This is a genomic window from Streptomyces xingningensis (assembly GCF_054957865.1).
Map to the genome: position 1 here is coordinate 36735 of NZ_JBDJPF010000020.1, position 25733 is coordinate 62467.

General features: G+C 71.2%; 22 protein-coding genes and 1 pseudogene. 13 read left to right on the forward strand and 10 right to left on the reverse strand.

Annotated features, from left to right (window positions below; all coding sequences use genetic code 11):
• Nucleotides 1–447 precede the first annotated feature (447 nt).
• From ABCR83_RS13110 to ABCR83_RS13120, 3 genes and pseudogenes are all read left to right on the forward strand, one after another.
• Nucleotides 448–663: a hypothetical protein gene (locus ABCR83_RS13110; RefSeq protein ID WP_462695118.1), complete on the forward strand. Its 216-nt coding sequence runs from the start codon at nt 448–450 to the stop codon at nt 661–663.
• 25 nt (nt 664–688) lie between these two features.
• Nucleotides 689–1567: a helix-turn-helix domain-containing protein gene (locus tag ABCR83_RS13115; protein WP_462695119.1), complete on the forward strand. Its 879-nt coding sequence runs from the start codon at nt 689–691 to the stop codon at nt 1565–1567.
• A 59-nt stretch (nt 1568–1626) separates the two neighbouring features.
• Nucleotides 1627–2002, forward strand: a pseudogene (locus ABCR83_RS13120) (NUDIX hydrolase).
• Here ABCR83_RS13120 and ABCR83_RS13125 read toward each other — a convergent pair.
• Entirely contained in the window at nt 1965–2192 is a 228-nt protein-coding gene (locus ABCR83_RS13125) for a GntR family transcriptional regulator (RefSeq protein WP_462695120.1), read from the reverse strand. The pseudogene ABCR83_RS13120 and the gene ABCR83_RS13125 overlap by 38 nt on opposite strands.
• Before the next feature lie 166 nt (nt 2193–2358).
• Here ABCR83_RS13125 and ABCR83_RS13130 point away from each other — a divergent pair, with 166 nt between their 5' ends.
• From ABCR83_RS13130 to ABCR83_RS13140, 3 genes are read left to right on the forward strand one after another with little or no spacing between them, the layout of a single operon-like run.
• On the forward strand, nt 2359–2583 hold the full coding sequence (locus ABCR83_RS13130) for a hypothetical protein (protein WP_462695121.1): 225 nt from the start codon (nt 2359–2361) through the stop codon (nt 2581–2583).
• On the forward strand, nt 2580–2792 hold the full coding sequence (locus ABCR83_RS13135; RefSeq protein WP_462695122.1) for a hypothetical protein: 213 nt from the start codon (nt 2580–2582) through the stop codon (nt 2790–2792). The genes ABCR83_RS13130 and ABCR83_RS13135 overlap by 4 nt, the downstream gene beginning before the upstream one ends.
• Nucleotides 2789–3001, forward strand: a complete 213-nt coding sequence (locus ABCR83_RS13140; protein WP_462695123.1) for a DUF7848 domain-containing protein — start codon at nt 2789–2791, stop codon at nt 2999–3001. The genes ABCR83_RS13135 and ABCR83_RS13140 overlap by 4 nt, the downstream gene beginning before the upstream one ends.
• Nucleotides 3002–3075: 74 nt before the next feature.
• On the opposite strand, the gene ABCR83_RS13145 is transcribed toward ABCR83_RS13140, so the two are convergent.
• The 5 genes from ABCR83_RS13145 to ABCR83_RS13165 form a co-directional block, all read right to left on the reverse strand.
• Nucleotides 3076–3693 (reverse strand): class I SAM-dependent methyltransferase, encoded by a 618-nt coding sequence (locus tag ABCR83_RS13145; protein WP_462695124.1) that lies wholly within the window; start codon nt 3691–3693, stop codon nt 3076–3078.
• Between the two features lie 135 nt (nt 3694–3828).
• On the reverse strand, nt 3829–4227 hold the full coding sequence (locus ABCR83_RS13150) for a hypothetical protein (RefSeq protein WP_462695125.1): 399 nt from the start codon (nt 4225–4227) through the stop codon (nt 3829–3831).
• Nucleotides 4224–4727: a DinB family protein gene (locus tag ABCR83_RS13155; protein ID WP_462695126.1), complete on the reverse strand. Its 504-nt coding sequence runs from the start codon at nt 4725–4727 to the stop codon at nt 4224–4226. The genes ABCR83_RS13150 and ABCR83_RS13155 overlap by 4 nt, the downstream gene beginning before the upstream one ends.
• 125 nt (nt 4728–4852) lie before the next feature.
• Nucleotides 4853–7258, reverse strand: a complete 2406-nt coding sequence (gene lon / locus ABCR83_RS13160) for an endopeptidase La (protein ID WP_462695127.1) — start codon at nt 7256–7258, stop codon at nt 4853–4855.
• A gap of 180 nt (nt 7259–7438) precedes the next feature.
• Nucleotides 7439–8401: a rhomboid-like protein gene (locus ABCR83_RS13165; RefSeq protein ID WP_462695128.1), complete on the reverse strand. Its 963-nt coding sequence runs from the start codon at nt 8399–8401 to the stop codon at nt 7439–7441.
• A 208-nt stretch (nt 8402–8609) separates the two neighbouring features.
• On the opposite strand from ABCR83_RS13165, the gene ABCR83_RS13170 reads away from it, so the two are divergent.
• The 7 genes from ABCR83_RS13170 (at nt 8610) to ABCR83_RS13200 (ending at nt 17718) form a co-directional block, all read left to right on the forward strand.
• The gene (locus ABCR83_RS13170) at nt 8610–9317 is read left to right on the forward strand and encodes a spermidine synthase (protein ID WP_462695129.1); all 708 of its coding nucleotides are present in this window, start codon (nt 8610–8612) and stop codon (nt 9315–9317) included.
• Nucleotides 9318–9400: 83 nt separating this feature from the next.
• Nucleotides 9401–10135: a response regulator transcription factor gene (locus tag ABCR83_RS13175; RefSeq protein ID WP_462695130.1), complete on the forward strand. Its 735-nt coding sequence runs from the start codon at nt 9401–9403 to the stop codon at nt 10133–10135.
• 10 nt (nt 10136–10145) lie between these two features.
• Nucleotides 10146–11225 (forward strand): HAMP domain-containing sensor histidine kinase, encoded by a 1080-nt coding sequence (locus tag ABCR83_RS13180; protein ID WP_462695131.1) that lies wholly within the window; start codon nt 10146–10148, stop codon nt 11223–11225.
• 251 nt (nt 11226–11476) lie between these two features.
• Nucleotides 11477–15235 carry a multifunctional oxoglutarate decarboxylase/oxoglutarate dehydrogenase thiamine pyrophosphate-binding subunit/dihydrolipoyllysine-residue succinyltransferase subunit gene (locus ABCR83_RS13185; RefSeq protein ID WP_462695132.1) on the forward strand — a complete coding sequence of 1253 codons (3759 nt, stop codon included), beginning with the start codon at nt 11477–11479 and terminating at the stop codon, nt 15233–15235.
• A gap of 389 nt (nt 15236–15624) precedes the next feature.
• Nucleotides 15625–16863, forward strand: a complete 1239-nt coding sequence (locus ABCR83_RS13190; RefSeq protein WP_462695133.1) for a M48 family metalloprotease — start codon at nt 15625–15627, stop codon at nt 16861–16863.
• A gap of 167 nt (nt 16864–17030) precedes the next feature.
• A complete protein-coding gene (locus ABCR83_RS13195; protein WP_462695134.1) occupies nt 17031–17426 on the forward strand; it encodes a hypothetical protein in 396 nt (131 codons plus the stop codon).
• A gap of 25 nt (nt 17427–17451) precedes the next feature.
• On the forward strand, nt 17452–17718 hold the full coding sequence (locus tag ABCR83_RS13200) for a hypothetical protein (RefSeq protein ID WP_462695135.1): 267 nt from the start codon (nt 17452–17454) through the stop codon (nt 17716–17718).
• A 27-nt stretch (nt 17719–17745) separates the two neighbouring features.
• Here ABCR83_RS13200 and fxsT read toward each other — a convergent pair whose 3' ends face one another.
• The 4 genes from fxsT to ABCR83_RS13220 form a co-directional block, all read right to left on the reverse strand.
• On the reverse strand, nt 17746–20766 hold the full coding sequence (gene fxsT / locus ABCR83_RS13205) for an FxSxx-COOH system tetratricopeptide repeat protein (protein WP_462695136.1): 3021 nt from the start codon (nt 20764–20766) through the stop codon (nt 17746–17748).
• Nucleotides 20767–20864: 98 nt separating this feature from the next.
• Nucleotides 20865–22262, reverse strand: a complete 1398-nt coding sequence (locus ABCR83_RS13210; RefSeq protein ID WP_462695137.1) for an HEXXH motif domain-containing protein — start codon at nt 22260–22262, stop codon at nt 20865–20867.
• Complete coding sequence (locus ABCR83_RS13215) at nt 22259–22489, reverse strand: hypothetical protein (protein ID WP_462695138.1); 231 nt, start codon at nt 22487–22489, stop codon at nt 22259–22261. The genes ABCR83_RS13210 and ABCR83_RS13215 overlap by 4 nt, the downstream gene beginning before the upstream one ends.
• Before the next feature lie 101 nt (nt 22490–22590).
• The gene (locus tag ABCR83_RS13220; RefSeq protein WP_462695139.1) at nt 22591–25728 is read right to left on the reverse strand and encodes an SAV_2336 N-terminal domain-related protein; all 3138 of its coding nucleotides are present in this window, start codon (nt 25726–25728) and stop codon (nt 22591–22593) included.
• Nucleotides 25729–25733: the final 5 nt, after the last annotated feature.

Below are 25733 nucleotides of genomic sequence, written 5' to 3' on the forward strand. Positions count from 1 at the left end.
GCCGCTCTGGCCTCCACACAACTGCGGTCAAGGCCATCCTGTCCCCACCCGGTGCTCATGGCGTGGGATGCCGCGCTCAGCCTCGACGTCTGGGCTCCGCCCCCGCGGCGGGCGGGGCAGGCTGTGGCTTGCCAGTGATCCACTTCGGCCGATCGGTTCGCCCGCCATGCCCGTCTGCCATGCCTGTCCGATAGCCCCAAGTGCCGCGGAACGCGTGCGGTTGAAGAAGATGGCCTACGGCCGTAGCGGCGCCGGCCGGCCTGGGCGGCCCCGGTAGCGGCGCTCCCGACTGCGGGTTGCTTTCCCTCACGAAATAGGGCGCCAAGAAGAGGGTTTTCGATCCCTGTTGAAGCAAACCACGAGCTTACGCACCATTGACGCAATACCGCCGCTTCCGGCAAGGTCCACACAAGCTGCCGCTTCTAACCTCGGCGCGGGAGGGCCCTCATGTCGCTACGGTTCATCGGTATCGACCCCGGCACGGACACCGGGCAGTGCCCCACTGTCTGGGTGGACGAGGAAAACGCCGACGTCGTGTTCCAAGGTTGGAAGGCCAACGAACGCACCCTGGAGGAGTGCTTCGCTACGGGATCGATCCCCGAGACCGAAGCCTTCGAGACCGTCTGGGAACGCGGCATCCCGCACGAGGACTTCAAGGTCTGACCACGCACTCTACTGTTCTGTCACCATGCCCAAGTCCCCCTCGTCCAGCGCCCAAGCCGCCCGTGAAGCCCTTGCCGCCAGGCTCCGAGAGATCCGCCTGGACGCCGGGCTCGCTGGGCGAGAGGTGGCTGATCGTTGTGGCTGGCACCCGTCCAAAACATCACGCATAGAGAAGGCGAAGCAGCCAACCACCGACGCGGACATTCGCGCATGGTGTGCCGCCTGCGGTGTGGATGAACAAGCCCCCGACCTCATCGCCGCGTCCCGCACCGCGGACTCCATGTACGTACAGTGGCGACGGCTGCACCGCGCCGGGCTACGCCGCCTCCAAGATGAAGTAGTGCCTCTGTACGAACGCACAAGGCGGTTCCGCGTCTACTGCTCCAACGTGGTGCCCGGGTTGCTCCAGACCGAGAGCTATGCCCGTGCGGTCCTTGCCTCCTATGGACGCTTTCACCAAACCATCGAGGACACGGACGAAGCGGCGTCCGCACGCCTCGCCCGCTCCCACGTCATCAGAGACGGCAATCATCAATGTGCCCTACTGGTCGAGGAGTCGGTCCTCCGGTCGTGTACATCCAGCCCAGCCGTCATGGCTGAGCAGCTCGATTACCTCTTGGAGGTGATGTCGCTGCCGTCGGTGGCACTCGGCGTCATCCCCTTCAAAGCCCGGCGCCCGCTCTGGATCATGGAGAGCTTCACGATCTACGACGAGCAGCAAGTCGGCATCGAGCTGCTGTCCGCCAGGGTCACGGTTACCTCACCCAGTGAGCTGTCCCTGTATCGAAGGGCTTTCGGCGAGCTGGCCGGACAGGCGGTGTACGGGCGCGCGGCGCGGTCGTTGATCACCGCGGCCGTCAACGCCCTTGACGTGAAACCGCGCAATTCCTCGCAAGAGCGTTGAGCCCTGGACTCGCCTTTCCTAACGTCACCGGCATGACAACGCTCCAGCGCAGGCGCACCATGAAACGACTCATCGCCCGACTGTGGCGGATCATCCGAGGCCCTATGCAGTGGCGTGTGCTCCGGCTGGCGCACGCCAAGTTCATGGTCGGCGTCACCGGCATCGTGCGTGACGACCAGGGCCGAGTGCTGCTGTTGCCACCGCATGGCCGGAGGACCAGCCAGCGGCTACAAGCTCCGTGTGGAGGTCTCCTACGAGGCCGAACTGATCGGTGGCACCCTCAAGATCGACTCGTTTGAGATCCTGGAGGCCCGATGGTTCTCCCCGGACTCCCTGCCGGAGGGGGTGCAGGAGTCACACCGACTGCTGATCCAGGACACAGAACCGAAGCCATCGGCTACCGCTTCGCGACGAACGACCCCATCCCGTGGGTAGTGATGATCAAACCCTCTTCACGAAGCGCAGCGGTTACCTTGCGCACCGTCACACGTGCGACCCCGAATTCCTGCTCCAGCCGCGCCTCTGAGATCAGATAGTTCGGTGGGTATTCGCCGGTGGCGATGCGCTGCCGGATGACATCAGCGATTTGCGTCCACTTTGGGCGCGTTGGGTCGAACTCCATCACAGCAACGACTGTACATACGCACGGCCAGCCGAACATAGATGCCTATCCTGGCAGACGACTATAGACGTGTGCAACGGTGCTGCTCTATGGTGGCGCCCATGGAAGACCCCCGCGACCGCGCAATCGGCCCGGGGGCATGGCCACCAGCCTCTGAGGAGCTGATGACGTGAGGGACTTTACAGTCCGGTTCTTCGACTGGGCGAGGGCTCTCTTCGCCCGCAGAATCCCCGCCACTCCGTGCGCCTGCCAACGCGCCTCCACAACTCCCACCGAGCCAAGGCGCTCCTACCCTCCAACTACGCCGCCACAGGGAAGCAGCAACTCGCACTTCCTCTGGGTCACCGCCCACGGCATCGACGTCATCCCCCGCCGCACCGGAGCCGCCAAGTGACCCCCGAACCCGGCGCCTTCGTCGTCGACACTCGTACCGGCGCACTCGGCCAGGTCATGGCCCGCGAAGGCACGCTCCTCCATCTCCGCCCGCCCCGTGGCGGCCTCGAGTGGAACGCGGACGTCGGCTCCGTACGCCCCGCCACCGACGCCGAGCGGCTCAGCGCCAAGGTGCAGGCCGCCAACTCCGCGGGCAGGTGCGGCAAATGAGCACCTGCGCGGTGATCCGGCCGGAGGTCGAGACGGAGGCCCCCGTCACCTTCGCCATGCACTGCACCGCGTGCGGCGCCGCATCCGTGCCCGGAGCCGACTTCGGGGACGCGTACGGCTGGGCCACGCGGCACGCGGGGCGTAACCCCGCCCACACCCGCTACCGCGAGATCATCCACCGCCATTGGCGGGCCACCGTCGCGTGTTGAGCCCGTTCCTCACGGCCGGCTCGGCTGATCGTCGGTTCGCCCTCGCTACGTGCGTTCACGCGCACCGGGGCGACTTACCTCGTGCTCACGGCGGGCTTGTCCCAGGTGAGCGAGTAGCGCCACAGCAGGTGGCGGCGGAAGCGGCAGCCGGGCAGCAGGCGTGTCGCCCCCCGGCGAACCTCACCCCAGGTCATGGTGGGCGTCTGTACCGGCATTCCGTCCGGGCCGGTGCTGCCTCCGTGGCGGCGGGCGATCAGCATGGCTGCCGGGATACCGGCAACTCCGGTGATCCACTCCAGCGGCGTCCGGTTGCGGGCAAGGCCGATGATCACCAGGCGTCCGCCCGGCGCAAGCAGACGGATCATGGCCTTGATCGCCTTGGAGAATTCGACGTGGTGGACCATCGCTACGGCACTGACGAAATCGTATTTCCCTTCGGGGAGCAGGCCGTGTGAGTCATCGAGGAGGTCGCCCTCCATGAAGGTCACGTTGCGCAGATTCGAACTGCGCTCGCGGGCAAGGCGAATCATTGCATCAGAGACGTCCACGCCTGTCACTGTGGGGACTTGCCGGGCCAGCTTGCAGGCCAGCAGTCCGTCACCGCATCCGACATCCAGAGCCGAGCCGCATTCGGACTGCACGGCGTCGAGCACAAGCCGGTGGTAATGCACATTGTGATTCCAGTAGTCCATTGCGTCATGCGTCCTTTGAAGTGCGGTGGGCAGTGACGTTGCCGGGGGCCCCGCATGAGGGACGACCATGCATGCCGGGGCGGTTCCTGTCCGCCCGCTCACCGCCTCCGTAGGCCTGGCGGCAGCCGACGGGGGCTACGTCACGCCGGGGTGCTCGCCAACCGGCCAGCGGTATGCGTCGGTTGCCGGACACCTCCAGTAGGGCCACTCGTCGCCGCCCGCCCAGGCGAGGTCCATGGGGTGCGGGTGGCCGTCCTTGCACATCGGCCAGGGCCGGTCCAGCGGGAGCAGTTGGAGGTTTTCCAGTATGGCCGCCTGTGTGTGGAAGGCGAGGGCCCGGGTCCGCGCCGCAGGTGTGAGGTCCGGGGGGAAGTCCAGGTAGCCGACGCGGACGCGGGCGACCGCGAGTTGCCGCCACCGTTCGGGGGGCTCACCGGAAGGGGCCGCGTATTTCAGGTGGCATGGCAGACCACAGGTGCGCAGATCGTGGGCGATCGGCTCGAACGCCTCGTCCGGGTCGGGCTGAAGAGTCATCCCGCCTCGGGGTGGTAGCCGGTGGCCTCGTCGATGAGTTCGCGGACGATGTCCATATGGCCCGCGTGCCTTGCGGTTTCCTCGATCATATGGATGAGCACCCAGCGCAGCGACACCGTTTCGCCGGACCAGGCCGTTCCCAGGTCGTCGAGTGCCAGTTCCTCGGCCACCCGGTCGGCGGCGGTTCGGGCGCGGCCGTAGAACTCCACGATGTCCGCCGTGGTTTCATGCGGCTCGACCCGCAGGTCGGCGTTCTCGTCGTCGGGGTCGAACGGGAGCGGTTCGGTGTCGCGGCCGAAGGTTTCGCAGAACCATCCGTATTCGACGGCCGCCAGGTGTTTGACCAGACCCAGCAGGTTTGTCCCGGAGGGGGTCATCGGCCGCCGCAACTGCTCGTCGTCCAGGCCGTCGAGCTTCCACAGCACCACATCGCGGTGCCGGTCGAGACTGGCCTGCAGGCTTTCCTTCTCGCCGCCTGTGAATGGCACATGCTTTCCCATGTGCGGACCATACCGCCGCCGTCCAGAGCCCTTTTCCGGTTCGGCCATAGCCGGAACGCGCGACGGCCCGGCCCCGCCGCGGGGGCGGGAACCGGGGCGCCGGGCGCGGCGGCGGCCGACGGCCGTCACGCCGCGACCGCTACCTCCACACCCGCGGGCCGGAGGGCGAGCGCGAGGACCTGGCGGACGTCCGAGACGGGGCGGACGTCGAGCTTCTCGAGCACCTCCGCCGGGACGTCGTCCAGGTCCGGCTCGTTGCGCTTGGGGATGATCACCGTGGTGATGCCCGCCCGGTGGGCGGCCAGCAGCTTCTGCTTGAGGCCGCCGATGGGCAGCACCCGGCCGGTGAGGGAGACCTCGCCGGTCATCGCGACGTCCGGGCGGACCTGGCGGCCGGAGAGGAGGGAGGCCAAGGCGGTGGTCATGGTGATGCCGGCGCTCGGACCGTCCTTGGGAATGGCGCCCGCCGGGAGGTGGAGATGGACGCCGCGGTCCTCGAAGTCACCGGCGGGGAGCTCGAGTTCGGCGCCGTGGGAGCGGAGGAAGGACAGGGCGATCTGGGCGGACTCCTTCATCACATCGCCGAGCTGGCCGGTGAGGGTCAGGCCCGCGCCGCCCGTCTCCGGGTCGGCGAGGGAGGCCTCGACGAACAGGACGTCGCCGCCCGCGCCGGTGACCGCCAGGCCGGTGGCCACGCCCGGGACGGCGGTGCGCCGCTCGGCCGGGTCCTGGGCGGACTCAGGGGTGTGGTGCGGGCGTCCGATGAGCGGGCGCAACTGTTCCACGCCGATGGTGAACGGGAGTTCCCGCTCGCCGAGTTCGTGCTGGGCGGCGACCTTGCGGAGCAGGCGGGCCAGGGAGCGCTCCAGGGTGCGGACGCCCGCCTCGCGGGTGTACTCGCCGGCCAGCCTGCGCAGGGCGTCGTCGGTGATCACGACCTCGCCCGGCTCCAGGCCCGCGCGCTCCAGCTGCCTGGGCAGCAGGTGGTCGCGGGCGATGGTGACCTTCTCGTCCTCGGTGTAGCCGTCGAGGCGGACCAGCTCCATGCGGTCCAGCAGGGCCTCGGGGATGGCTTCCAGGACGTTGGCGGTGGCCAGGAACACCACGTCGGACAGGTCGAGTTCAACCTCCAGGTAGTGGTCGCGGAAGGTGTGGTTCTGGGCCGGGTCGAGGACCTCCAGCAGGGCCGCCGCGGGGTCGCCGCGGAAGTCGGAGCCGACCTTGTCGATCTCGTCGAGGAGAACGACCGGGTTCATGGAGCCGGCCTCCTTGACGGCCCGGACGATACGGCCGGGCAGCGCGCCGACATAGGTGCGGCGGTGGCCGCGGATCTCGGCCTCGTCGCGGACGCCGCCGAGGGCGACGCGGACGAACTCACGGCCCATGGCCTTGGCCACGCTCTCGCCGAGCGAGGTCTTTCCGACGCCGGGCGGGCCGACGAGCGCGAGGACCGCTCCCCCGCGCCGCCCTCCGACCACGCCCAGCCCCCGGTCGGCGCGGCGCTTGCGCACGGCCAGGTATTCGGTGATCCGCTCCTTGACGTCGTCCAGGCCCGCGTGGTCGGCGTCCAGGACGGCACGGGCGCCGGGGATGTCGTAGGAGTCCTCGGTGCGCTTGTTCCACGGGAGTTCGAGGACGGTGTCCAGCCAGGTGCGGATCCAGCCGCCCTCGGGGCTCTGGTCGGAGGCGCGCTCGAGCTTGTCGACCTCCTTGAGGGCCGCCTCGCGGACCTTCTCCGGGAGGTTGGCGGCCTCGACCCGGGCGCGGTAGTCGTCGGATTCGCTGTCCGGGTCGCCGTTGAGCTCGGCGAGTTCCTTGCGGACGGCCTCCAGCTGGCGGCGGAGCAGGAATTCGCGCTGCTGCTTGTCCACGCCCTCCTGGACGTCCTTGGCGATGGACTCGGCGACGTCCTGTTCGGCGAGGTGCTCGCTCAGCCACTGCACGGCGAGCTTGAGGCGGGCCACCGGGTCCGCGGTCTCCAGGAGTTCGACGCGCTGGGCGACGGTGAGGAACGGCGAGTAGCCGGAGTTGTCGGCGAGCTGGGATACGTCGTCCAGCTGCTGGACGCGGTCCACCACCTGCCAGGCGCCGCGCTTGCGCAGCCAGCTGGTGGCGAGGGCCTTGTACTCCTTCATAAGCTCGGTGACGGATCCGGGGACAGGATCCGGAGTGACCTCCTCCATGGCCGTGCCCTCGACCCAGAGGGCCGCGCCGGGGCCGGTGGTGCCCGCCCCGATCCGCACCCGGCGGATGCCTCGGATGAGCGCGCCGGGGTCGCCGTCGGAGAGGCGGCCCACCTGCTCGACGCTGCCCAGGGTGCCGACGCCCGCGTAGGTGCCGTCGATCCGCGGGACGAGCAGCACCCGCGGCTTGGCGCCGCCCCGCGCCGCGGCCTGCGCGGCCTCCACCGCGGCCCGGACCTCCGCGTCGGTGAGGTCCAGGGGTACGACCATGCCGGGCAGCACCACCTCGTCGTCGAGCGGCAGCACGGGCAGGGTGAGCGGTGTGAACGCCGTGGACTCAGCAGCCATGATCTCCCCTTCGGCAGGCAAGTTGAGCTATGTGGGCTCAATGCCCGGGGCGCACCGGATGTTCCCGGCGCCGTGTTCGCTGTGAGCGATCGCCGTGGGCCGGGAAAGGCCCGGCGGTGGTCCGTCGGGGTGACGCCGACTGGTCGCGGGCCCCGTCCCAGCGCGGCTCGGGCTCCCGTCTCAGCGTGGCTGGAGGGCGTCCGCGTCGCGGCGTCGTTCCTCGCCGCCGCCGTCCGCGGCAGTGACCCCGCCGACCGGGTCCGGCGCCCCTGGGGGCGCTCCGACGGACCCGGCTTCGCCGCCCTCGACCGCCTCTTCCCCGGCGTCGACGCCGGTCGGGCCCCCGGCCGCGGCCTGCTGAGGGTCACCGGCCGGATCGCCCTGCCCGGGCAGGGCCGCCGCCCGGACCGGCGGTGGGACGGCCTGCCCGGTGCCCGAGCGGCCCGGGCGGTGCCGCCATGGGCCCCGGACGCTGTCCCGTAGCAGCACCTGGCAGGCGACCCCGGTCAGCAGGGCGATCGGATGGCCCCAACTGGCCAGCGGATCGGCGAACTCGATGAGGTCCTGGGCGCACATCAGTGCGGCCAGGCTCAGCAGGGTCCACTTCCAGGAGTGCGACAACAGCCCCGCGAGCGCTCCCAGACAGGCCATCAGGCCAAAGCTGATGCCGTAGTCGAGGCGGTGCAGCGAGGCGGCCGGCAGGCTGCCCGCCGCGACGGCGCCCGCGACCGGCAACTCGGTGGCCAGGGTGGCCAGGACATGGCCGAGCAGGAAGACCGCGATGGTGCGCAGCCCACCGACCCGGCGCTCCAGCGCGCCGAGGATCGGGGCGAAGGCCAGACCGTAGAACGAGAACCAGCCGCCCGCGATCCACAGGGCGCTGGCCACCAGGACGACCAGCGGCCGGTCGGCCAGGTGCGCGGCATCGGTGCTGGAGTCGCGCAGCAGCTGGTTGACGGTGGCCTCGTCGCCGAAGTCGGCGTAGAGGGCGGTGGCGAGCAGCACCAGCCCGTAGCAGAAGGTGAACGGGGTGGCCCTGGGGGTGGGGATCAGCTCGTGCAGTACGCGGCGCCACCACCGCCCGGGGGCCGGCCCGGGGGCGGTGGCATCGGCGCTCTCGTCTGCGGGGTCAACCGCGGTCACTCGGCCAGGCCCCTTTCGTCGGCTTTCCGCCGGTCCTGCTCGGGCGTCGGCGCGACCGGGCACCGGCCGCTCACCAAGCACCTTACGGTGCACGGCCTTCGAACGGACAACTCCTTGCCCGGACCAAGTCCGGGCCTTGTCAACCTCTTAACCTTCGGGAGTGCCCGCAGGGTGTGTCCTCGAACATCGCTGATCTCCGGAGGCCCGTATGACCACTCCGTACGCCCCGCACGAGCCCGTGGTCCTGGACCGCCGGGACGGCCCCCATGGCGAGGTGGTGCTGCGCCACCGCGGCGGCACTCCCGGAGTGTACGAGCCCGGAGTGTACGAGATCATCGCCAACGGCTGTTTCCTGATGGACACTTCGGACGGTCGCTCCGAGCGTCTGCTGGTCGATGCCGCGCTCGCCGCGCTGCCCACCGGGCGCCGGGACCCGGCCGTGCTGATCGGCGGTCTGGGGGTGGGCTTCTCGCTCGCCCGGGCCGCCGCCGAGCCCCGCTGGGGCCGGATCACCGTGGTCGAACGCGAGCAGGCGGTCATCGACTGGCACCGCACCGGCCCGCTGGGGGTGTATTCCGCCGGGGCGCTGACCGATCCGCGCACCGAGGTCGTCCGGGCGGACCTGATCGAACACCTGGCGGCGGCGGGGCGTTACGACGCGCTGTGCCTGGACATCGACAACGGCCCCGGCTGGACCGTCACCGAGGGCAACGAAAGCCTCTACTCCCCGGCCGGGCTGGCGGTCTGCCGGGAGCGGCTCACGCCCGGCGGGGTGCTCGCCGTGTGGTCGGCGCAGCCCTCCCCGGAGTTCGAAAACGCCCTGCGGAATGCCGGATTCGACGGGGTAACCACCGAAGAGATCACCGTTGCCCGAGGCGTCCCCGACGTCGTCCATCTCGCTCTCCGTGCCGCGTAGCCGCACCCCGTCACCTGCCCGTACCCTGCTTGCCACACAGCTGGAGGGCTGGCAGGGGCACGGGACACGCTGGGGGCGGGCGCATGGAGCAGACACACATCGGCCCGAGCGGCGCAGCCGCCTCGGCCGGTGCGCAGCGGCGGGTGCTGATCGTCGAGGACGACCGGACCATCGCCGAGGCCATCGCGGCACGGCTACGGGCCGAGGGTTTTCAGGTGAGGACGGCGGGCGACGGGCCCGCGGCGGTGGACACCACCGAGGCATGGCAGCCGGATCTGCTGGTGCTGGATGTGATGCTGCCCGGTTATGACGGCCTGGAGGTGTGCCGCCGGGTACAGGCGCAGAGACCGGTGCCGGTGCTGATGCTCACCGCGCGCGACGACGAGACCGACATGCTGGTCGGGCTGGGCGTCGGGGCGGACGACTATATGACCAAGCCGTTCTCCATGCGCGAGCTGGCGGCCCGGGTGCATGTCCTGCTGCGGCGCGTGGAGCGGGCCACGCTCGCCGCGCACACTCCGCGCAACGGCATCCTGCGGCTGGGCGAGCTGGAGATCGACCATGCGCAGCGGCGGGTGCGGGTGCGCGGCGCGGACGTCCACCTGACGCCGACCGAGTTCGACCTGCTGGTCTGTCTGGCGAACACGCCGCGCGCGGTGCTCTCCCGGGAGCAGTTGCTGGCGGAGGTCTGGGACTGGGCGGACGCCTCCGGCACCCGGACCGTGGACAGCCACATCAAGGCGCTGCGCCGAAAGATCGGGGCGGAGCGGATCCGTACGGTGCACGGGGTGGGGTACGCCCTGGAGACCCCGGCCTGATGGGCGGCGCATGACCAGCGGGCCGGGGTTCTGGGGCCGGGTCTGGGAGGCGCTGCGGCCGCTGGACCCCTACCGGTCGGTCAAGGCCGCGCTGGGTGCGCTGGTGATCGGCTCGGTGGTCATCACGACGTTCCTGGTGTTCGTGGCGATCCACTCGGCGACCGAGCTGCGGGTGATCACGGTCTTCTCGATCATCGCCTCGCTGTTGATCACCCAGTTTGTGGCGCACGGCCTGACCGCGCCGCTGGACGAGATGACCGAGGTCACCCGGGCGATGGCGCACGGTGACTACACCCGGCGGGTGAGCGCCGGGCGGCGGGACGAGTTCGGCGACCTGGCCACCGCCTTCAACCGGATGGCGGCCGATCTGGAGGCGGTGGACACCCACCGCAAGGAGCTGGTCGCCAATGTCTCGCACGAGCTGCGCACCCCCATCGCAGGGCTGCGGGCGGTGCTGGAGAACGTGGTGGACGGGGTTTCGGCCGCCGATCCCGAGACCATGCGCACCGCGCTGCAGCAGACGGAGCGGCTGGGGCGGCTGGTGGAGCAGTTACTCGACCTGTCCCGGCTGGACAACGGGGTGGTGACGCTGCACGCCCGGCGCTTCGAGGTGTGGCCCTATCTGGCCGGGGTGCTCAAGGAGGCGAGCATCGCCTGTGGTTCCGGCGCCTCCCCCAGGGCCCGCAAGGACGTCCATCTGCACCTGGACGTCTCGCCGCCGGAGCTCACCGCGCACGCGGACGCCGAGCGGCTGCACCAGGTGGTGGCCAACCTGGTGGAGAACGCCGTCAAACACAGCCCCCCGCACGGCCGGGTGACCATCCGCGCGCGCCGGGGCGAGGGTTCGCAGTCGCTGGCCCTGGAGGTGCTGGACGAGGGGCCCGGCATTCCCGAGGCCGAGCGGCATCGGGTCTTCGAGCGCTTCAACCGCGGCGGCTCGGGCCAGCAGGGCCCGGGCAGCGACGGCGGCACCGGCCTGGGCCTGGCGATCGCCCGCTGGGCGGTGGATCTGCACGGCGGGCGGATAGGAGTGGCCGAATCCCCCCGGGGCTGCCGGATCCAGGTCACTCTTCCGGGAGAACCCGCATAATCCGAGTTGACGTAGGGTCGGTGAGGGACGCACGCATCCGCCCGGATGCGAGGCTGGATTCGGCGAACCCGGAAACGCGTGGGACGGGCAGAACCCCGTGTGTTTCCCGCCAAGCCATGCCCCGAAACCCGGCGGAGAGTGTGACTTAGGCGACGACTGGCCCTGGTGGCCTGCATCAGAGCCCCGGACAGGCGTAGCCTTTATTTCCGCTGTCCACCACCTTTAGGAAGCGGAAGAGGGCGGTTGCCGCCGTGTCGCCACAGTCCCCGAACTCACCGAGCATCTCGACCGGACAAGACGGGCAGGGCCAGAGCCCTGCCGATGTGTTCGGTCCCAATGAGTGGCTCGTCGACGAGATCTACCAGCAGTACCTCCAGGACCCGAACTCGGTCGACCGAGCCTGGTGGGACTTCTTCGCCGACTACAAGCCGGGCAAGGACGCGGGCTCCGCCGCCGCGCCGCAGCAGGCCGCGGCCCCGGCTGCCGCGCCCACCGCCCCGGCCGCCGCGGCCCCGGCTGCCGCGCCCGCGAAGCCCGCCGCGGCGGCTCCGGCCGCCCCGGCCCCGGCGAAGGCCGCTCCGGCCGCCAGGCCGGCGCCCGCCGCCAAGCCGGTCGTGAAGGCCGCCGCGGAGCCCTCCGCGGGCCCGGAGTTCGTGACGCTGCGCGGCCCGTCCGCCGCGGTCGCCAAGAACATGAACGCCTCGCTGGAGCTGCCGACGGCCACGTCCGTCCGGGCGGTCCCGGTCAAGCTGCTGTTCGACAACCGCATCGTCATCAACAACCACCTCAAGCGCGCCCGGGGCGGGAAGGTCTCCTTCACCCACCTCATCGGCTTCGCCATGGTGCAGGCGCTGAAGCTGATGCCGTCGATGAACCACTCCTTCACGGAGAAGGACGGCAAGCCGACCCTGGTCAAGCCCGAGCACGTCAACCTCGGCCTGGCGATCGACCTGGTGAAGCCGAACGGCGACCGGCAGCTGGTGGTCGCGGCCATCAAGAAGGCCGAGACCCTCAACTTCTTCGAGTTCTGGCAGGCCTACGAGGACATCGTCAAGCGCGCCCGGGTCGGCAAGCTGACGATGGACGACTTCTCCGGGGTCACCGCCTCGCTGACCAACCCCGGCGGCATCGGCACCGTGCACTCCGTGCCGCGCCTGATGCCCGGCCAGGGCCTGATCATCGGCGTGGGCGCGATGGACTACCCGGCCGAGTTCCAGGGCACCTCCCAGGACGCCCTGAACAAGCTGGGCATCTCCAAGGTCATGACCCTGACCTCGACCTATGACCACCGGGTGATCCAGGGCGCCGCCTCCGGCGAGTTCCTGCGGATCATGCACCAGCTGCTGCTCGGCGAGAACGGCTTCTACGACGAGGTCTTCGAGGCGCTGCGCATCCCCTACGAGCCCATCCGCTGGCTCAAGGACATCGACGCCTCGCACGACGACGATGTCACCAAGGCCGCCCGGGTCTTCGAGCTGATCCACTCCTACCGGGTCCGCGGCCATGTCATGGCCGACACCGACCCGCTGGAGTACCGCCAGCGCAAGCACCCCGACCTCGACATCACCGAGCACGGCCTCACCCTGTGGGACCTGGAGCGGGACTTCGCGGTCGGTGGTTTCGCGGGCAAGTCGCTGATGAAGCTGCGCGACATCCTGGGCGTGCTGCGCGACTCGTACTGCCGCACCACCGGCATCGAGTTCATGCACATCCAGGACCCCAAGCAGCGCAAGTGGATCCAGGACCGGGTCGAGCGCGGCCACTCCAAGCCGGAGCGCGAGGAGCAGCTGCGCATCCTGCGCCGGCTGAATGCCTCCGAGGCGTTCGAGACCTTCCTGCAGACCAAGTACGTCGGCCAGAAGCGCTTCTCGCTGGAGGGCGGCGAGTCCGTCATCCCGCTGCTGGACGCGGTGCTGGACGCGGCCGCCGAGGCCCGCCTGGACGAGGCCGTGGTCGGCATGGCCCACCGTGGCCGGCTCAACGTCCTGGCCAACATCGTGGGCAAGTCCTACGCCCAGATCTTCCGGGAGTTCGAGGGCAACCTCGACCCGAAGTCGATGCACGGCTCCGGCGATGTGAAGTACCACCTGGGCGCCCAGGGCACCTTCACCGGCCTGGACGGCGAGCAGATCAAGGTCTCGCTGGCCGCCAACCCGTCCCACCTGGAGACCGTCGACCCGGTGGTGGAGGGCATCGCCCGCGCCAAGCAGGACATCATCGGCAAGGCCGGTACGGACTTCACCGTGCTGCCCATCCAGCTGCACGGCGACGCGGCCTTCGCGGGCCAGGGCGTGGTGGCCGAGACGCTCAACATGTCGCAGCTGCGCGGCTACCGCACCGGCGGCACCGTGCACATCGTGATCAACAACCAGGTCGGCTTCACCGCGCCGCCGGAGTCCTCGCGTTCGTCGATGTACTGCACCGACGTCGCGCGGATGATCGAGGCGCCGATCTTCCATGTGAACGGTGACGACCCGGAGGCCGTGGTGCGCGTCGCGCGGCTGGCCTTCGAGTTCCGCCAGGCGTTCAACAAGGACGTCGTCATCGACCTGATCTGCTACCGCCGTCGCGGCCACAACGAGACCGACAACCCCTCGTTCACCCAGCCGCTGATGTACGACCTGATCGACAAGAAGCGCTCGGTGCGCAAGCTCTACACCGAGTCCCTCATCGGTCGCGGCGACATCACGCTGGAGGAGGCCGAGCAGGCGCTGCAGGACTACCAGGGCCAGCTGGAGAAGGTCTTCCTCGAGGTCCGCGAGGCCGACACGGCCCCGGTGACCGTCGAGGCCCCGGCCGAGCAGGCCGAGGAGTTCCCGGTGCCGGTGACCACCGCGATCTCCCAGGAGGTCGTCAAGCGGATCGCCGAGTCGCAGGTCAACACGCCGGACGGGGTCACCGTGCACCCGCGTCTGCTGCCGCAGCTGCAGCGCCGCGCGGCCAGCATCGAGGACGGCACCATCGACTGGGGCATGGGCGAGACCCTCGCCTTCGGCTCGCTGCTGATGGAGGGCACCCCGGTCCGGCTGGCCGGCCAGGACTCCCGCCGCGGCACCTTCGGCCAGCGGCACGCGGTCCTGGTGGACCGCGAGACCGGCGAGGACTACACCCCGCTGCTCTACCTCTCCGACGACCAGGGGCGCTTCAACGTCTACGACTCGCTGCTCAGCGAGTACGCGGCGATGGGCTTCGAGTACGGCTACTCGCTGGCCCGCCCGGACGCCCTGGTGCTGTGGGAGGCGCAGTTCGGCGACTTCGCCAATGGCGCGCAGAACATCGTGGACGAGTTCATCTCCTCCTCCGAGCAGAAGTGGGGCCAGACCTCCGGCGTCACCCTGCTGCTGCCGCACGGCTACGAGGGCCAGGGCCCGGACCACTCCTCGGCCCGGATCGAGCGCTACCTCCAGCTGTGCGCGCAGAACAACATGACGGTCGCCATGCCGACGCTGCCGTCGAACTACTTCCACCTGCTGCGCTGGCAGGTCCACAACCCGCACCACAAGCCGCTGATCGTCTTCACCCCGAAGTCGATGCTGCGGCTGAAGGCCGCGGCGTCCAAGGCGGAGGAGTTCACCACGGGCGGCTTCCGCCCGGTCATCGGTGACGAGACAGTCAATGCAGCGGACGTCCGCAGGGTCGTCTTCTGCTCCGGCAAGGTCTACTACGACCTGGTCGCCGAGCGGACCAAGCGCGGGGCGAACGACACCGCCCTGGTCCGGATCGAGCGGCTCTACCCGCTGCCGGGGGCCGAACTCCAGGCGGAGATCGCCAAGTTCCCCAACGCCGAGAAGTACATCTGGGCACAGGAGGAGCCGGCGAACCAGGGTGCCTGGCCGTTTATCGCACTCAACCTGATCGACCACCTGGACCTGGCGGTCGGCGCCGACGTCCCGGCGTCGGAGCGGCTGCGGCGGATCTCGCGTCCGCACTCCTCCTCGCCGGCGGTGGGTTCCGCGAAGCGGCACCAGGCGGAGCAGGCGGCGCTGGTGGCGGAGGTCTTCGACAGCTGACGCCGAGGCCATGCCTTGGTCAGGGCCCGTACCGCGAACCGCGGTACGGGCCCTGACCCGTTGACGGCCTTCTGGAATCCGTGATTCGCCGCGCACTTGAAAAAGAATCATGTTTACCCGGTCTTGCCCGTGTGAAGACCGCTCCCCTAGTTTTACTTTGGCGTGAGAATACCCGGGGCCGGCAAACAACTTGCCTGCCTCGTTCGCCATTCATCCAAAGGGGAAACGAAGTGCCAGTTCGCCCATGCGATTCCGCTCATTGCAGCGGTGCGGATCCCGAGATCAATGAAGTCTGCAAAGCGGAAGGGTGGCCGGTCAACCACCCAGTACTGACCCGTGATTCACGCGGGCCCTGCTACTGCTCCTGTTCGTGCTTAGCCTTCGGCACGATGGTGCAAGAGGGCAGCGGCTCGTTCAAGGCCATCGAGACCTATGTCGAAGGCGACGAAGTGATGGCCGCCGGAACGGGGTTGCAATGGGCCCCTCAGCCGGTCGTCTTCAGCGGCGGTACCACCGGAGCGTCACGCCAGAAGTTCACGGTGCTGGTCCGGTACGCAAACACCGCGATCGCGGTGACCAGTGACCACCTGTTTCTCCTGGCCGGTGACGACGGAATTCTCAAGCGCGCGGACCGCCTGACGATTGAGGACCGGCTCGTTTCGCCGGACGGCACACCGGTCGAAATCACGGGTGTGCACATCGGTGACTACCTCGCGGGTTTCCACCATGTCGCCGCGTCGTCCAAGAGTGCCGTCGACGCCAGTCTCGACGGTCATCTGCTGAACACCAACGGTGTCGTCAGCGCGGACTACGTGGTCCAGATCACCGCCCGCACCACGGATGTGGCGGGGTTCAGCACCGCCGCCCACGGCGACATGCCGGTGGTGGGTTCCCCCGAGTATGTGGCGAGGTTCGGGCGCGCCAGCCTTCAGGCACCCGAACTCCCGGCCGGCTTCGCGGACAACTCACCGATCAAGGTGAGCAACCTCAATGTTCCCGACCACGCGTTGCCCAGCAGCACATTCATCCCGGCAGAGGCCACGATGCTGCGCATCCCCGACGGCGCGTGCGGCTTCCTGCCCCCCGATGAGGCCGAGGCGAGGAAGTCGGCGCCCAAGCGGCCGTTCAACGACCCGATGGCACGGGAGTGGGCCGAGGCCGTCATCAGTTATCACCGGCCCTTCTACCCCGATGTGACCTACCACCTCGACTGGGCGAACAACGAGGTCAACGCGTACGCCTGGGTCGAGAACGGGGTCCGGCACGTCGCTCTCCTGGGCGGCCTGGTCCGGGACGCGGCCCTGGAGCTGGAGGGGATAGCCCTGGTGCTCGCGCATGAACTGGGCCACCACTACGGCGGTCCGCCGCAGTTCCCCAACGGCCTGTCCTGCGAGGGGCAGGCGGACTATCGCGGGGTGCGGGACATCATGCGCAAGGTCTGGTTCGGGGAGTCCTACATCACCATGACCGACGCCGCGATCAAACAGATGGCGGACTTCTTCGGGGTGCCGAACGACCCGCACGCACCTGGCGGTTCCGCCGGCTGCGAACACCCGCCGGGGGCTTGCCGCGTGGCGACCTATCACGCTGCGGTGACCCTTTCCGGAAAGCCCGGCTGCGCGGGGTAGCAGACGGGTGCCGGCACCTGGGCGGCCGGATATCCGGCCGCCCAATCCCCGCGCCGCACCTGCTCATGGACCCGCGAGAGAGAAGGAAGCACATGGCAGTGAGCGGGACGGATCCGAGTGGGATCGCAAAGGAACTGGGCATTCCCGTCGAGAGAATGACGAGCACCGTGCTTCTCAAGATTGCGGACGACCCGCTTTTCCTCCATCATCTCGAACTCTGCAAGAACGACGCGGACATGCTGGAGCTGCTCCTCGGAAAGGCGGATGACCAGGGCGCCCCCCCGGCCGTCCGCAACACCGAGCTGTTGTCACGGGCGGGCGTCGCCGTGGCCCGCTGGGCCGCATCCGGTTTCAAGCGGGTCGGCGAGGACGCATACCGGCGCCGCCTGACCGCCTGCCAGGGCTGTCGGCATCTTTCCCTGCCTCCCAAGAACAAGCTCTACCGGCTGACCGGGCCGGCGCAGCAAAAGAGCGTCTGCGGTCTGTGCGGCTGTGATGTGCGCCGCAAGGCATGGCTCCCCACCGAGCACTGCCCGGACGGAAGATGGGCCGTTGAGGAGTGACCGGACCACACCGGTCGGCAGCCCGGTGTATGTCACGGACAATGGTGTGCGAAGTTTCATTCCGCCGACCTTTTGCTTCGAGCTTCGCGACGAGTCGGCGAACCTCGTCGCCACGGTCTCGCAGATCGTGCTGGCCCCGGCAGGACTCGCGGATTTTGACGCGCTCGAGGTGATCCGCCGGGACGGGCTGTGGGCAACGGGATTCCTCTCCGCATACGAGGCCGGCCCGCAGGCTCGGGTGCCCGGCGCTCGCTTCACCATCCAGAACACGGGCAGCGGTCCCCGGACTTGATCAGATCGGTCCGGGGGCCGCCCCTTGCTAGCCCAGGTATGGCTCAAAGTCCCAGTAGGGCCGCACCCGTTGGCGTGCGGACAGGGCGTGCGGGTGCTGCGCGCCCAGCGTACGGGTGAGCCGCTGGAGGGCGTCCTCCTCGACCTTGCCCGCCTCCTCGTGCTCATGGAGGGCCCGTAGATCCGCGGCGAGGGCGATCTCGCAGGAGAGGGTGAAGGGGTGGTCCTGGCCCATGATGCGCCGGGCCCGGCCCAGCGTGTCCCGGCTCAGGTCCCGGGCGCTCTCCAGCCGCCGGTTGAAGTTCCGCCCGGCGGCGGCGTTCAGCGCGCAGCCCAGCACCCAGGGGTGGTCCGCGCCGAGGGCGGCGGACAGGCCCGCATAGGCGGACTCGAACATGGTGAGCGCGTCGGCCCGTTCACCGGCGGCCTGGAGCACCAGCCCGGTGTTGGACCGCATGCCGGTGCTGACCGGGTGCGCGGGGCCCAGCAGCGCCCGGAAGCCGTTCTCGCCCTCCTCGATGAGGTCCCGGGCCTGCTGCAGATCGCCGTGCTCGCGGGCGTAGTTGCCGTAGTCGACGACCAGGCCGATGGTGGCGTAGTGCCGGCGGCCGTGGGCCTGTTCCATCTGCTCGAGCAGACTGGCCATGGCTCCGCCGATGTCCTGGTGGCCGCCGGCCCGGCGCTCGCACAGCAGGAGGTTGTGCCGGGCGCGCAGGGTCTGCGGGTGCTGGGGGCCGAGCACTTGGATGTGCATCCGCATGCCCAGCTCCTGGCGGGCCAGCGCATCCCCGTAGCGGCCCATCAGGCGCAGGTCACGGGCGCAGGCGATGCCGGACATCAGGGTGGCGGGGTGCCGGGCGCGCAGCTGGTTCTCGCGCTTGCGGAGGGTCTCCAGGTCGAGCTCGTACGCCTCGGTGAAGCGGCCCAGCAGCCGCAGCCCCACGCCCAGGTTGTGCTGGGCCTGGAGCGTGGTGTAGTCGTCGGGGCCGAGGAGTTCGCGGGCGGTGTCCAGGACCTCCTGCTGGCGGTCGAGCGCCTCGGTGTACTGGCCGAGGTAGCGCAGGTCGGCGGCGAGGCAGCCGCCGATGGTCAGCATGCTGGCCCCGTCGGCGTCCGGGATGGCGCGCAGCCGGTCCAGCGTCTCCCGGTCGAGCTCGTGGGCCGCGCGGAACTCGCCGTGGAAGCGCAGGATGTTGCCCTGCTGGGTGGTGAGTTCGAGCATCCGCGGGTGTTCCGGCGGGAAGAGCTCGGACCAGCTCTCGCGGATCTTCTCGCCGAGCTCCATGCCGGTCCTGAACTCGCCGCTGTGGACGCAGTAGCGCAGCAGGTTGAGCACCGTTTCCTGGACCCGGTAGTCATGGCTGCCGAGCGCGCCGGAGGGCTCGAGGTGCGGCAGCAGCTCGGCGTAGCGCGGCCAGAGCCTGCTGTCCTGGGGGTTGCCCGGGTCCGCGGCGGCGATCATCCGGCGGACGATGCGGCGGTGTGCCTGGCGGTCTTCGGACGAGGTGAGGCGGGAGACGATGTTGTGCACCAGCCGGTGCATGTGCACGGACTCCTGCTCCGGGCCCGTCTCGCCGGTCTGGCCGGCGGTGGTGCGGGTGTCCCGGGTGAAGACCGAGTAGTTGACGAGGGTGTCCAGGGCCCGGGTCCAGCTGGGCAGGTCGGCGGCGAGCCAGCCGAGGTGGTCGGGCAGCTGCCCGGGCGGCAGGAGGCGGACCAGGCCGATGGGGATGCGGCCGGGTGCGAACGAGGTGCACAGGCCGAGGAGTTCGACGGCGTGCGGCTGGGATTCGCGGAGCCGGTTGATCAGTATCGACCAGGAGGTCAGGGAGGAGCGCGGGACCCCGTCGAGCCCGCCCTGGTCGGTCAGCCCGGACAGTTCGCCGTCGCGCACCATGCGCAGGTATTCGGAGACCTCCATGTCCGATTCGCCGAGCCAGGCGGCGGCCTGGACGAGCGCCAGCGGAATGTCACCGAGCTCCTCGGCGACCTCGTCGGCCTCACCGGCGGTCAGCCGGGGGGCGCGGCGCATCAGGTAGGCGGTGCTCTCGTAGCGGTGGAAGCCGGGGATGTCCAGGAGGCCGGCGCCCGCGCCGTCCCAGCTGCGGTTGCGGGAGGTGATCAGCACATGGCCGGGGCCGTTGGGCAGCAGTTCCGCCGCGCCGTCGAGGTCGTCCCAGCCGTCGAAGACGACCAGCCAGCGGCCGTACGGTGCGCCGCGGCGCAGCGCCTCGCGGACGGCGCGGATGCGTTCGCCGGGCTCTGAGCCGCTGGACAGGCCGAGTTCCGGGGCGAGTTCGCCGAGGCGTTCGCGCTGGGTGCCGCGGGTGTCGGAGTTGACCCACCAGATGACGTCGTAGTCGGAGCTGAAGCGGTGGGCGTACTCGGCGGCCATCTGGGTCTTGCCGATGCCGCTCATGCCGAGCAACGCGCAGACGGCGGTGCCCTGTTCGGCGTCGGTCAGCTGTTGCTGGAGCTGGTTGAGGAGGTCGTCGCGGCCGGTGAAGCGGCGGTTGCGGCGGGGGACTTCGCCCCAGACCGCGGGCGGGTCGTTGGGGTAGCGGGTGCCGGGCCCGGCGGGCAGGGCGCGGCGGGGCGGGGTCTCCGGCAGCCTGAGCCGCCCCAGCAGTCTGCGCTCCGCGTCCTGGGCGCCGATGCCCCACAGGTCGACCGGTTCCAGCACGGCGGTGGCGGGCGGCAGCACCCGGTTGGTGAGGTTGACGGCGGCGAACCGCTCGGCGTGGCCGGCGATGATGCCGCGCAGGGCCTCGGTCCATTCGCCCTCGCGGCGCGGTCCGATCTCGAAGAACCAGTCGCTCAGCACGAGCAGGATGCGCCCGGTGGCGAGCAGCAGATCGCCGAGGGCGCTCTCCAGGGGCACTTCACGGGGCGGGTCCCAGCGGTGCAGCGTGACCCGGTGGCCGTGGCTCTCCAGCCGGTGGGCGATCCAGGTGGCCCAGGGCCGGTAGTAGCCGGCGAAGACGACAACGAAATGCTCGCTGTCCTGGTGTCGCGCACCGGTGGAGCCCGGCTGCCGCTGAGTGTTCATGCGCGCCCCTCGTTCTTTGCACCGCTCGTTCTTTGCGTCGCTCGTTCTTTGCACCGCGTCCGGGTGGCCGCCCGGTGGTTCTGGCCGCGACGACGGTATTACCGTACGTCACCTTTTGGTGACGCGCCGCCGATCGTTGTGGGCACCCGGCCCGTGCGCCCCAGGGACATCAGGAGCCATTGCATGCCCGTCGCGAACTCCCGGCCTGCAGGAGTCAGTTCACTGGATTCAAGCAGGACGGGCAGTGCTTCCGCGACCTGTTCGCGGTAGGAATCACGGCGGGTGCGGGCATCCAGCCGGACGCGGGGCGGCAGCGACCGCCGCCGGGCGGCGCGGGTCCAGAAGTCCGCCAGGGCCAGATGGGCGTAGGTGCCCTGGAGGACGCCCGCGAAGGGGCGCGGGTCGCCGCGCCAGGCCACCCGGTAGGCCGCTTCGGGCCCGGCGTCGTGCAGCGGCAGGAGGTCGTGCAGTATCGACAGCTTGCTGTGCTGGGTCTCGTGGACCAGCACTTCGGCGAGGTCCGCCGTGGTGTCCGGAAGGGTGGCCAGGACGGCGCCGGGTGCCGCCCGGAAGGTCGCGCTCACCTTGGCGCCGGGCATCGGGGTACCGCCCCCGTGGATGGGCCGGGTGATCGGCACCAGGCAGCGCAGCAGGGCGGTGGTCTCGGCGGCCCGCTCCGGGTCGGTGGTGCGCAGCAGTGCGAGGGCCGCCCGCCAGCGCCGGGTCCAGGGTTCGCCGCCGGTCTCGGCCCGCGCGGCGGCGGGCAGCGCCGCGTGTCCCACGCCGCCGTGCGGGGCGCGGTAGGGGTCGAGGTCGTCCAGCAGGGCGTCGCTGCCGGGCAGCCGCCGCAGGCCGCGCCAGCCGGTGCCGGCGCCGGCGACCCAGCCGGCGGTGCGCAGCAGCACCGGCCCGGTGCGGTGGCCTTCGGCGGTCAGGTGTGCGGTACGGGACCGGGCGGTGAGCCGGACCAGGGGAGCGCGGGTCTCCACCAGCCCGATGCCGGGCAGGGCGAGGACCCCGTCGGGGACGGCCAGTTCGGCGGTGAACCCGGCGCCCGAGCGCAGGGCGGCGGCCGCGGCCACGGCGCCGAAGTGGTCCAGGCAGCGGGTGAACGGCCGCCCCTCGGGGGCGGCCAGGGTGCGGGCCAGCCAGTTGCCGACGGCCGGGTAGTCGAGGGTGTCGCGCACCGGGATCGGGTTGCGGGCCTCGGCGCGCTCGAGCAGCCGCCAGTGTTCCTCGAACCGTTCGCCGGTGCGGCCGGGCAGCGGGTCCGGGTGTTCTTCCAGGCGGGTGAGCATCGACTTGAGCAACACCAGCCGTCTGCTGTGCAGTCCACGGCGCAGCAGGGCGACGTCGTCGGGGGTGGACCGGGTGCGGGCGAGGCGGGCCAGGGCGGTGGGGGGTACGCGCTGCGCGGTCAACTCCAGGTCCGGTGGCGTCCGTTGGAATTTCTGTCCGGATAACGACCGGTGCCGGTCCGGTTCTCCATGGGTCACGTCCCGGCCCTGTCCCTCGTGCGCTTCCCCACTCCGGCCCCGCTCGAGTACCAGGTCTCGCCGAGTTCCGCCGGGCGCCGCAGTGCGCTCCGCACGGCGGCCGCCAGGCCGGGGTCTCGCATTCCGCGCAGGCTTCGCAGGCCGACGCCGGTGAGGTCGGGCAGCGACGGCATGCCGACGACGCTGTCCGGCGGGTCGGCCGCAGCGGCGTTCTTGTGCTTCGGCACCCTCTTCTCCTCCCTGCCGCCGTCCGCCGGGGGGCGGTTCGTGCGGCTGCTCGGTTCTTCCCAAGCGCCATAATCCGGAAACCCGTTCGGACGAGGTCCGGTCATCTTCCGGAGAGGCGCGCGACGCTCTCCCGGGTTTCCCGGATCTCGCCCCAGGGGACGTCGACCAGCCCGACCCTGGCGGTCAGCTCAAGCCACTCGCGGGCGGCGTCCCGATAGGCGTCCAGCGCCTGCCGGTACCAGCCCATGCGCTCCAGGGCCTCGCCCCGGCGCTGTGTGGCGCGGGCGACGACCACCGAGCCCGGCTCGCCGCCGTGCCGCCGGACCTCGTCGGCGGCGGCCGCGAAGGCCTCGACGGCCAGCGGCAGCGAGGCGGCCTCCTCCCGCAGGGCGAGCCGCGCGGTGCCGAGCGCCAGCCAGGCCTCGGCGCGGACGGCGCCGTCGGGCGCCCGGCGAGCGGCCTCCTCCAGCAGGTGGCAGCTCTCATAGAGATCGGGCAGGAAACCCATCCGGTGGTGGCGCAGCACCAGGGCGCGCCCCAGCAGCAGTTGGAGGCGGGAGCGCAGCGGGGAGCGGCCGGCGCTGACCGCATAGGCCTCCCGCAGTACGGATTCCGCCCGGGAGACGATCTCCGCCGGAGGGGGACCCTCGGGGCGGGGGGCCGGTCCGGCACCGTCACCACCGGTCACGGCGGCTACCTCGGCGCGGGGGGCCGTCCCGGCAGGGTCGCCTCTGGTCACGGTGACTGCCCCGGCGCGGGAGAGCAGCAACTCGCCCCACTCCGCCAGCAGTTCGCTGCGCTGCGCGCTGTCGCGCCCGGTCAGTGCGATCGCCGACTCATAGGCGGGGTCGGCGAGTTGCCAGTCCGCCGCGGCGGCATGCACCCGGGCCAGTTCGGTGCGGCAGCGCAGTCGCCGGAGGTCGTCGTCAGCCTCGGTTTCGGCGAGGGCCAGGGCGGCGAGCGTCTCGCGGCGGGGGGCGCCGGACAGCCGCAGGGCCCGGGCGAGGTCGAGGCGGGCGGCGGCGCGGCGGCCGTCCCGGGCGCCCTCGGCCTCCAGCAGGGTGCAGGCGGTGCGGAGTTCGACGGCGGCCCCGGCGGCGAACCGGGCCGTTTCGGGATCGGTCCCGGGGCCGGTTTCGGCGAGGGTCAGCAGCACCTGGCCCAGGCTCAGCTGCCGCCGGGTGCCGGCGGGCAGGCCGCGCAGGGTCTGCTCGGCGGCGAGGAGTTGGGCCCGGTCGCCGTCGTCCCGCCAGCGGGCGTACCGGGCGGCGGCCAGCTCGAGCCCGGCCTCGGTGTGCCGGGAACCGTCCGGCGGGGCGTCCCGCAGGGCCTGGGCGAGCCGGCGGACGGCCTCGTCCAGCAGGGCGCTCCGGGCCCCCGGGTCGTCGCGCACCGACTCGGTGCCGGACAGGGCCAGCAGCACCCTGCCGAGGACCAGGCGGGCCCGCACGCCGTCCGGCTCCACCGCGTCGGTCTCGGCCGTGGCCCGTTCGGCGAGGCCACGGGCCTGGTCGAGCAGGGTGGGGTCGGCCTGGACGTGCCACAGCCGTAACAGCGCCTCGGCCTCGGCGAGCGGCCCCTGCCCGTGGGGCGCTTCGTCTCCCGTGTACCAGCGGACGACCCGGGCGGGCACCTGGGCGAACAGCTCGGGTTCCGCGGCGCCCGGGGCGTCCGGGCGGGCGACGGGGCCGCCGGTGAGCCGGGCGACGGCGAGCGCGGAGAAGTTGCGGGCGCCCTTGCCGAACTGCCGCTCGACATAGTCCGAGCAGTGCTTGAGCACCAGGGCGGCCTCGCTGCGCTCCAGCGACTGGAGCAGCAACTCCCGTACTCCGTCCGCGAATTCATACCGGGGGCCGACTGCCGTACGGTCCGCGGCGGGCGGCTCGGGCAGCCGCCACAGCAGCCCGCTCAGCAGCACCTCGGCCAGCTCCATGGGCCCGGTGTCGGGCAGCATGGCCCGCTGGACGAGCTGCATCACCGGCAGCGTCAGCGGCACCGCGGCGAGGTACACGGCGAGCCGCAGCGCACCCGGGGAGGCGCCCGCCCGGAACGACCGCAGCCGCTCGTCGGCGCTCCGGCCGTCGCCGCCGGGCGCGGGTCCGGGCCGCGCCGGATGGTCCGGCAGCAGCCGGCCCGCGGCGCCGCGCACCGAGGTGCGCCCCGGTCCGGACAGCAGCCGGGCCCAGCTGCCGAGCGCCTCGCGGACGGGCAGCAGCACGGGCACCGGGAGCGCGCCCGGCGGCGGCGGGGGCCCGAAGCCGTCGGGCTCAAAGCGCAGCCTGCCGCCCGCCACCGGGTCGCGCACCAGCAGCCCGCCCTCGGCGGGCAGTGCGGTGCGCGGCCACAGGCGCGGCGGCAGCGGCTGGACGACGGCCAGCGGCGAGGTCAGCGACCAGTGGTGCAGCAGCCGTTGGGCACGGCCCTCCTGCCACAGGGGACCCACGCAGTCGCTGAGGACCAGCGTCAGACGGCGGCCGGTGGGGTCGCGGAACTGGTCGGCGGAGCGCGGCCCGGGCCGGCGCACGCCCCCGGGTGCGGCGGAGCTGCCGATCAGCGGGGTGCCGTCCGGGGAGCGGTGCAGATAGCGCACCCGGACATCGCGGAAGACACCCAACTGGGCGCAGGTCTGCCGGAGTTCCTCCAGCATCTGCTCCCAGACGACCATGGACGAGGAGGTGTCCATCAGCAGTTGCATGGTGGCGGCCTGCCGGGCGCCCGGGCGGTGGACGGGCTGCAGCACGCCGGTGCGCGCGCCGCGGTCGGCGGTGGCCTCCTCGTCCAGGGGCCCCCGGAGCGGGGCGGCCAGCGACCGGTAGCGGCGCAGCGGCCGCAGCGCCCGCTGCAGGCCGAGCAGGCCCGGCAGGGACGCGGCGGTGGGCACTCGGACGGGAAAGGTCTCCGCCCGCTCCGCCGGGCGGGCGGGCCCGGGCGCGTGCCCGTCCGCGTAGAGCGATACGGGGCCGGTCCGCTCGTCGCGGCGCCCTCCCGGCACGGGTGCCCGGTCAGGCTCCGTCGCCGGGGCGGACGGGGCCGGGAGCGGCCCGCCCGGGCCGGGGGGCCCGGTGAGCGCGGGAGACGGCGGGGTGGCACCGCCGACCGGTTCGCCCGGCCCGGGTGCGGGGGTCATCCGCTGGGCGAGCCAGAGCGCGTCGGCTATCTCCTCCGCCGTGAGATCCAGGGTCGCGGCCCGCAGCCGGGCGATCAGCCGGTCCAGTCGCGGCTCGGGGGGCGCCGTCATTCCTC

What these genes read in the sequence shown, in the direction of transcription:
- ABCR83_RS13115 (WP_462695119.1), top strand. Translation starts at nt 689, where the DNA reads ATGCCCAAGTCCCCCTCGTCCAGCGCCCAAGCCGCCCGTGAAGCCCTT.
- ABCR83_RS13110 (WP_462695118.1), top strand. Translation starts at nt 448, where the DNA reads ATGTCGCTACGGTTCATCGGTATCGACCCCGGCACGGACACCGGGCAG.
- ABCR83_RS13220 (WP_462695139.1), bottom strand. Translation starts at nt 25,728, where the DNA reads ATGACGGCGCCCCCCGAGCCGCGACTGGACCGGCTGATCGCCCGGCTG.
- fxsT (WP_462695136.1), bottom strand. Translation starts at nt 20,766, where the DNA reads ATGAACACTCAGCGGCAGCCGGGCTCCACCGGTGCGCGACACCAGGAC.
- ABCR83_RS13170 (WP_462695129.1), top strand. Translation starts at nt 8,610, where the DNA reads ATGACCACTCCGTACGCCCCGCACGAGCCCGTGGTCCTGGACCGCCGG.
- ABCR83_RS13140 (WP_462695123.1), top strand. Translation starts at nt 2,789, where the DNA reads ATGAGCACCTGCGCGGTGATCCGGCCGGAGGTCGAGACGGAGGCCCCC.
- ABCR83_RS13180 (WP_462695131.1), top strand. Translation starts at nt 10,146, where the DNA reads ATGACCAGCGGGCCGGGGTTCTGGGGCCGGGTCTGGGAGGCGCTGCGG.
- ABCR83_RS13175 (WP_462695130.1), top strand. Translation starts at nt 9,401, where the DNA reads ATGGAGCAGACACACATCGGCCCGAGCGGCGCAGCCGCCTCGGCCGGT.
- lon (WP_462695127.1), bottom strand. Translation starts at nt 7,258, where the DNA reads ATGGCTGCTGAGTCCACGGCGTTCACACCGCTCACCCTGCCCGTGCTG.
- ABCR83_RS13145 (WP_462695124.1), bottom strand. Translation starts at nt 3,693, where the DNA reads ATGGACTACTGGAATCACAATGTGCATTACCACCGGCTTGTGCTCGAC.
- ABCR83_RS13190 (WP_462695133.1), top strand. Translation starts at nt 15,625, where the DNA reads ATGGTGCAAGAGGGCAGCGGCTCGTTCAAGGCCATCGAGACCTATGTC.
- ABCR83_RS13155 (WP_462695126.1), bottom strand. Translation starts at nt 4,727, where the DNA reads ATGGGAAAGCATGTGCCATTCACAGGCGGCGAGAAGGAAAGCCTGCAG.
- ABCR83_RS13150 (WP_462695125.1), bottom strand. Translation starts at nt 4,227, where the DNA reads ATGACTCTTCAGCCCGACCCGGACGAGGCGTTCGAGCCGATCGCCCAC.